Annotated in this window: 6 protein-coding genes; 4 read left to right on the top strand and 2 right to left on the bottom strand. The window is 70.1% G+C overall.

Going from position 1 to position 7,293, the window contains the following annotated elements:
- Positions 1-1,150 (bottom strand): thiolase family protein (locus QZ772_RS18445; protein WP_295529274.1); only part of this gene is annotated, 1,150 nt, incomplete at its 3' end.
- Positions 1,151-1,187: 37 nt separating this feature from the next.
- Complete coding sequence (locus tag QZ772_RS18440) at positions 1,188-2,444, bottom strand: CoA transferase (RefSeq protein WP_295529272.1); 1,257 nt, start codon at positions 2,442-2,444, stop codon at positions 1,188-1,190.
- Between the two features lie 93 nt (positions 2,445-2,537).
- On the opposite strand from QZ772_RS18440, the gene QZ772_RS18435 reads away from it, so the two are divergent.
- The 4 genes from QZ772_RS18435 to QZ772_RS18420 all read left to right on the top strand — a co-directional run.
- A complete protein-coding gene (locus QZ772_RS18435; protein WP_295529270.1) occupies positions 2,538-4,238 on the top strand; it encodes an FAD-dependent oxidoreductase in 1,701 nt (566 codons plus the stop codon).
- 142 nt (positions 4,239-4,380) lie between these two features.
- Positions 4,381-5,697 (top strand): Rieske 2Fe-2S domain-containing protein, encoded by a 1,317-nt coding sequence (locus QZ772_RS18430; RefSeq protein ID WP_295529268.1) that lies wholly within the window; start codon positions 4,381-4,383, stop codon positions 5,695-5,697.
- A 10-nt stretch (positions 5,698-5,707) separates the two neighbouring features.
- On the top strand, positions 5,708-6,484 hold the full coding sequence (locus QZ772_RS18425; RefSeq protein WP_295529266.1) for a FadR/GntR family transcriptional regulator: 777 nt from the start codon (positions 5,708-5,710) through the stop codon (positions 6,482-6,484).
- A gap of 25 nt (positions 6,485-6,509) precedes the next feature.
- On the top strand, positions 6,510-7,293 hold a 784-nt coding region (locus tag QZ772_RS18420), incomplete at its 3' end, for a tripartite tricarboxylate transporter substrate-binding protein (protein WP_295529264.1).

The following is a 7,293-nucleotide window of genomic DNA, read 5'->3' as shown; positions in this document are numbered from 1 at the left end:
TGCCCAGTTCGCCGGTGGCCAGGCCGAAGCGGGCGTTCTTCACCTGCCGTTCGCCGGCCCGGCCACGCAGCTGCTCGGCCAGTTCGACATAGTTGTAGAGCGAGGTCACGTAGGCCGGATGCCCGCGGGAAGTGAGGCCGCCGGAGGTCGAGATGGGAATGCGCCCACCCAGCCGCGTCTGGCCTTCGGCCGCAGCCCGCGCGCCCTGCCCGCGCGGCAGCAGGCCGATGGCCTCGCTCACCAGCACCTCGACGATGGTGCAGGGGGCGTAGAGCTCGGCCAGGTCGAGCTGCTCCGGGCCGATGCCCGCCTGCAGGTACGCATCCTGCGCGGCCTGGCGCGCCGCCGTGAAGCCGATCATGTCGTTGGGCACGTCGCTGATCTGGTGCGAGCCGTCGTGGCAGAAGCCGCGGCCACGCACGAGCACGTAGGGCCGGCCGAGCGACCTGGCCACGTCTTCGCTGGCCAGCACCAGGCAGGCCGCGCCATCGCCGCGCGGTGGCACCTCGTACAACCCCAGCGGCTCGACGATGGGCCGCTGCGCGACCACCTCATCCAGCGTGATCGGCTTGCGGAACTGGGCCAGCGGGTTGAGCGAGGCATGGTGCCGGTTCTTCACCGCCACCGCCGCGATCTGCTCGCGCGTGGCGCCATGCTCGTGCATGTAGCGCATCGCGTCCATGGCGTACCAGGCGATGGGCGTGAAGCCGGCGGAGGTGTGGAAGTCCACGTCGCCGGTGGTGCGCATGCTGCTCATCATGTGCTCGGTGGCGGACACCGCGCTTTCCATGTTGATGCCCAGCGCCAGCGCCACATTGGCCCGGCCCAACAGGATGTCGTTGCAGGCCTGGTCGAAGGCCAGCGCCGCGGTCATGCCGTTGCCCATCACCTCCATCACGTTGCCGCGGCAGGCCAGCCGCAACTGGCCCATCAGGAAGGTGTGGAAGTACTTCTGGCGTGTGTAGGGCCGTGGCAGGGTGAAGACCAGGCTCTGGATGTCCTGCTTGTCGACGCCAGCGTCGCGCACGGCCTCGACCACCAGGCGAGTCATGATCTCGTGCTCGAGCGTCTGCAGGGCCGCGTCGTCCGCGGTCTGGTGGCGACCGACCGGAATGGCGCTGGCGCCGACGATGGCGACGGCGCGGCTCACCGGTCTGCCCTCCGCACCTGGGCGCGACGAGGGGCGGTCATGGCTGGGTCTCCAGGACCGACGCGCCGAAGGCACCGGCCGCGCGCAGCGCCTCGATGCGCTCTTCGTCCATGCCCAGCGTGTCCGCGAGCACGGCCTCCGTATCGGCACCCACGGCCGGGGCCGCACGCTCCACCACGGCGGGTGTGCGCGACAGCCGCAGCGGCGTCGCCACGTTCGGCACCCAGCCCTTGACCGGATGCGGGATGCGCGTGACCAGCTGGCGGTCACGTGCCTCCTCCGAAGCCAGTGCCTGCGCCAGCGTGCGCACCTCGCCCGAGGGAACGCCCGCGGCACGCAGTCGCGGCTGCCAGTGGCGCCAAGGATGCTTGCCGAACTCTGCCTGCATGATCTCGAACAGGTAGTCGCGCTGCTGCAGGCGGTTGGCACGCTTGGAAAGAATGGGGTCGTGCGCAATGTCCGGCCGCTCCAGCACCTGCTCGAACAGCCGCACGAAGATGCCGTCGTTGCCGCAGTTGATGTAGAAGGGCATGTCCTCGCACTCGAAGACGCCCGAAGGGCAGGTGTCGGGGCTGGTGTTGCCGTTGCGCTGCGGCTCGTAGCCGGTGGTCAGATGCTGCATGGCGCCGAAGCCGGTCATCAGCACCGCCGTGTCGAACAGCGCCACTTCCACGAACTGCCCCTGGCCGTCGCGGGTGCGCGCCATCAGCGCCAGCAGGATCGCATTGGTGGCGGACATGGCGGTGGCCACGTCCATCACGGCGGCGCCACTGCGCACGCCCTGGCGGTCGGCATAGCCGTTCATCGAGATGAAGCCGCTTTCCGCCTGGGCGATGGGATCGAAGCCCAGCCGGTCCGCGTGCGGTCCCGTGCGGCCGTAGGCCGACACCGAGCAGTAGATGAGCTTCGGATTGAGCTTCGCGCAGCGCTCGTAGTCGAAGCCGAAGCGCGCCATCACGCCGGTGGAGAAGTTCTCAACCACCACGTCGGCGGTCTCGATCAGGGCCCGGACCACCTCGCGGCCGGCCTCGGACTTGAGGTCCACGCCGATGCTGCGCTTGTTGCGGTTGGTCCAGATGTACGGCGCACCCTGGGCGGGCAGCTCCGGGTCCATGGGCGGGTAGTAGCGGAAGTCCTCCCCCTTGACCGGTGCCTCGATCTTGATGACGTCGGCACCGAAGTCGGCCAGCGTCATGGTGGCCAGCGGCCCCGCCACGAAGTGCGTGAAGTCCACCACCCGGATGCCCGCCAGCGCCTGCGGCGTGCGCGATGCGGGCACCGGCTGCTCGGGCAAGGCATTGATTCTTGCTTGATCGAACACTGTCGTCCTTGAAAATGTGTATGGTTCTACCATTCTTGCACAACGGTTCGACGAGGCAATCGGTAAATGACCCTGGATAACCCCTCGGCGGAAGCCGACCTGCTGGTGATCGGCGCCGGCGCGGCCGGCATGACGGCGGCGCTCGTCGCGGCGCACGAGGGCTTGCGCGTGGTGCTGTGCGAAGCCACGCAGCAGGTGGGCGGCACCAGCGCCACGTCGGCCGGCACGCTGTGGATTCCGGGCAATCCGCACGGCGTCGCTGCGGGCCATGGGGACACGGTGGAAGCCGCACGCACCTACCTCGATGCATTGATCGGCGAGCCGGACCGGGACGGTCGGCGGGAGTGCTTTCTTCGCGGCGGGCCGGACATGCTGCGCTACCTCGAAGCGCGCACGGCCGTGAAGTTCGCCAGTGCCGGCATGCACCCCGACTACCTGCCGCACCTGCCCGGCGCCGCCGTCAGTGGCCGCGCGGTGTCTCCCCTGCCCTTCGACGGGCGCCTGCTGGGCGCCGACTTCGCACGCGTGCGCCCGCCCCTGGCCGAATTCATGGTGCTGGGCGGCATGATGGTCGGCAAGGCCGACATCGCCGCACTGGTCGGCCGTTATCGCTCATGGCAGGCCTTCGGCCACAGCGCGCGGCTGCTGCTGCGCCATGCCGGAGACCGGCTGAGCCATCCCCGCGGCACGCGCTGGGTGATGGGCAATGCGCTGGTCGGCCGCCTGCTCCACGGCCTGAGATCGGCCGACGTCGACCTGCGCTTCGGCTGGCGGCTGCGCGCACTCGAAGCGGAAGACGGCCGCGTCGTGGGCGCCCGGCTGGAAACCCAGGGTCGGTCCTGCTTGCTGCGCACCCGCCTGGGCGTGGTGCTGGCCACGGGCGGCGTGGGCCACGACGCGGCGCTGCGGCATTCCATGGCGCCCCACGGGCCGACCATGCTGGCCCTGGCGGCCGAAGCGGTGCGCGGGGAAGGCCTGTGCACGGGACGCGCAATCGGCGCCGCCATGACGGGCCTGGCCAGACCCTTCCTGTGGCAACCGGTATCGCTGGTCCATCGCAAGGACGGCTCCACCGGGCTCTTTCCCCACCTGTTCCTGGACCGTGCCAAGCCCGGCCTCATTGCGGTGGACGGCCAAGGCCGACGCTTCGTCGACGAGGCGGCCTCGTACCACCACTTCGTCGAGGGCATGGCCCGCGCTGGCGCGGTTCCGGCCCATCTGGTCTGCAGCACCGCCTTCATCCGCCGTTACGGACTGGGCGCCATCCCGCCCGGCACGCGCGACCTGCGCCCCTGGCTCGAACGCCGCATGCTCGTGGTGGCCCCCACGCTGCAGACGCTGGCCCAGGCCTTGGGCCTGCCGGCCCGCGCGCTGGCCGATACCGTGCAGCGCCACGACCACCACACCCGGCAGGGCGAGGACCCGGATTTCCATAAGGGCGCCTCGGTGTTCGACCGCTTCAACGGCGATCCGGTGCATGCACCCAATCCCTGCGTCGGCCCCGTCGGGCCGGGGCCCTACGCCGCGATGAAAGTGTGGCCCGGCGATGCCGCATCGAGCGCCGGCCTGGCGACCGACGTGGACGGCCGCGTGCTGGATGCGCAAGGCAACGCCATCGGCGGGCTCTACGCCTGCGGCAACGACGCGGGCTCGGTATTCCAGGGCCACTATCCCGGACCGGGCGCGACGCTCGGGCCCGGCATGACGCAGGCCTACCGCATTGCCCTGCATGCGCGCGCCCGGGCGCCCAGCGACACCCGCGACTGAAGCGGCAGCGTGCCTGATGGGTGGCCCGGCGTGCGGCGCCAGCCGTCGCCCTGCTTGACGCGCCCGCCGACTTCCACAAGAATTGGTTCTACCAATTTGGCCCAACCAATCGGCACCGGTAACGTCCGGCGATCACGAACCCATGCTTTCCCGAGAAGACAACGAAACCCTCGTCCGTGTCGGCCCCCAGACGCCCATGGGGCAATTCATGCGGCTGTACTGGATCCCCTTCCTCAAGGCCTCGGACGTGACGCCCGACGGTCAGCCCTACCGGGTTCGACTGCTGGGCGAGGATCTCGTCGCCTTCCGCGACAGCAGCGGCCGCGTGGGCCTGGTGGCGCAGGCCTGTCCGCACCGCGGTGCGCCGCTGGTGTTCGGTCGCAACGAGGCCGACGGTCTGCGCTGCGTCTATCACGGCTGGAAGTTCGGCGTGGACGGCCGTTGCCTGGACATTCCGGTCGAGCCGGCCGGCAGCCCCATGTGCAAGCGCATGCGCGTGACCGCCTATGCGGTGCGCGAGCGCAACGGCATGCTGTGGGCCTACATGGGGCCCGAGCAGGAGAACCCGCCCGAGCTTCCCGCCGTGGAATGGAATCTGGTGCCAGAGACCCAGGTGGCCATCTCCATGCGCATCCAGGAATGCAACTGGCTGCAGGCCCTCGAAGGCGAGATCGATTCCGCCCACGCCGCCATCCTGCACGGCCGCGTGGATGTGGGCGGCACGATCAACCAGTGGAAGCAGGGGGCCGACCTCACGCCCACCTTCGAATGCGTGCAGCATGACGCGGGCGTGAGCATCGGCGCGCGCCGCAAGACGCCGGACGGCCAGAACTATGTGCGGGTCAACCAGTTCATGCTGCCCTTCTGGACGCTGGTGCCGCCCCAGGCGCAGTTCCCCGACCTGAGCGGCCATGCCTGGGTGCCGATCGACGACGAGCACACGCTGTGCGTGATGTTCTCGTACACCCCGGCCCAGCCCTTCTACGAGAAGACGCGCCAGGTCTTCAAGAACGGCCATGCAGGCCGCGAGACCGGCCACCACTCCGACGGCGCCTACGAACAGCGGCCGGTGACCGAGCCCTATCACACCTACTGGAGCCGCTTCAACCGCGGCAACGCCTACCACTTCGACTACGCGCAGCAGGTCAGCAAGTACAACTCGGGCATGCCCGGTCTGTGGATCCAGGACGCGGCCTGCCAATCGGGCGTGCAGCCCATCTATGACCGCAGCCAGGAACACCTGGGCACCAGCGATGCCGGCATCGCCCGCACCCGGCGCGTGCTGCTGGAGGCTGTGCGCCAGTTGCAGGCGGGCACGCCGCCGGTGTCGGCGGCGCAGCCCGGGCTCTTCATGAAGCGGGCGGTGTCCATCACCATTCCGGCCGGCGGCGACTGGAAGGAACTGGGCGCCGAGCACATGCGTGCCGAGGTGGGCAAGGACTTCGGCTACCAGCCCTGAGGCGCCCGCCTTGCCCCCTACCTGCCCCGACCAGAGCGCCCCGCGCGGACGCAGCCTCCCGGCGCCCGCCCGCCCCCGCGACGGCGGTGGCCAGATCGGCACGGTGATCGCAGGCCTGCTGGCCTACCTGCGCGAACGCCGCCTGCAGCCGGGCGACCGCCTGCCCTCGGAGCGCGACCTGGCCGAGAGCCTGACCGTGGGCCGCAACGCCGTGCGCGAGGCGCTGGCCATCCTCAGCACCCTGCGCGTCGTCGAGTGCCGACCCAACTCGGGGGTGTACCTGCGCCACATGGGCCGCGACAGCAGCTTCGAGGCCCTGGTGATGCTGGCCGACATGGGCGCCACCCCGACGGCCGTCGAGGTGGACGAGACCATGGAAGTCCGCGCCCATCTCGAATTGCTGGCCGCCGGCCTGGCCTGCGCACGGCGCACGGACGACGACCTGCAGCGGCTCGACGGCATCCTGGCACGCACCCGCGACCTGCTGGCCCACGGCGGCAACATCGCGGAGGCTGACAGCGATTTCCATCTGGCCCTGGTGGAGGCGACGCACAACTCGGTACTGGTGCGCGTGCTCAATGCCTTCTACCGCTTCACCGCCCTGCGGCGCGAGTTTCTGTTCGAGGACGAGGCCCAGGGCCGGGCTTCGGAAGAAGAGCACCGCCAGATGGTGGCCCATCTGCGCGACCGCAATGCGGCCGAAGCCCAGTCCCTGATCCTGCGCCACATGCAGCGCGCCCGCCGCTACTGGAGCGACCGGCTGTCCGATTCGGCGCCCGCCCCCTGATGCCACCCACAACCCGGAGACACCCATGACCCTCATCACTCTCACCCGGCGCCGGGCCTTGCTCGCCGCAGGCCTGCTCGCCACCGGGGGCGCTTTCGCGCAGTCCTATCCCAGCAAGCCCATCCGCATCGTCGTGCCCTATGCGGCCGGCGGCAGCACCGACCAATTGGCACGGGCCATCCAGCAGCCCCTGAGCGAGTTCCTGGGCCAGCCGGTGATCGTGGACAACAAGGCGGGCGCCGGCGGCACCATCGGCGTGGACAGCGTCGCCAAGGCCGCACCGGACGGCTACACGCTGGTCTTCGGCAACAGCGGGCCGAACGCCATCGTCTCGCTCATGCGCAAGGTGCCCTACGACGAGCTCAAGGACCTGCGGCCCATCTCCACCGTGGCGATCACACCCATGATCCTGGCAGTGCCCAGCGACAGCCCCGCGCACACGCTGCAGGAATTCATCGCCTATGCGCGCAGGGAAGGCTCGGCGCTGAACTTCGGCTCGGTGGGCAATGGCTCGCTGTCGCACCTCACCGGGGCCTACTTCAACGAGTTGGCCGGCACGCGCATGCAGCATGTGCCCTACAACGGCGGCGCGCCCATGACCACCGCCTTCGTCGGTGGCCAGATCCAGGCCGCCTTCGTCACCGGGCTGGATGGCGCCACGCTGCTGGCCTCGGGCCGGGTGCGCTACCTGGCCGTCGGCACCGCGCAGCGCAGCGACGCCGTGCCCGAGCTGCCGCCCATCGCCGAGGCCGTGCCGGGCTTCGAAAGCGTGGCCTGGTTCGGCGTGCTCGCCCCCCGCAACACGCCCG

The organism is uncultured Pseudacidovorax sp. (genome assembly GCF_913773995.1).
Taxonomy (GTDB): Bacteria; Pseudomonadota; Gammaproteobacteria; order Burkholderiales; family Burkholderiaceae_C; genus Xenophilus.
Note: the sequence above shows the minus strand (reverse complement) of the source record. Positions and strands in the feature narration are given on the sequence as shown.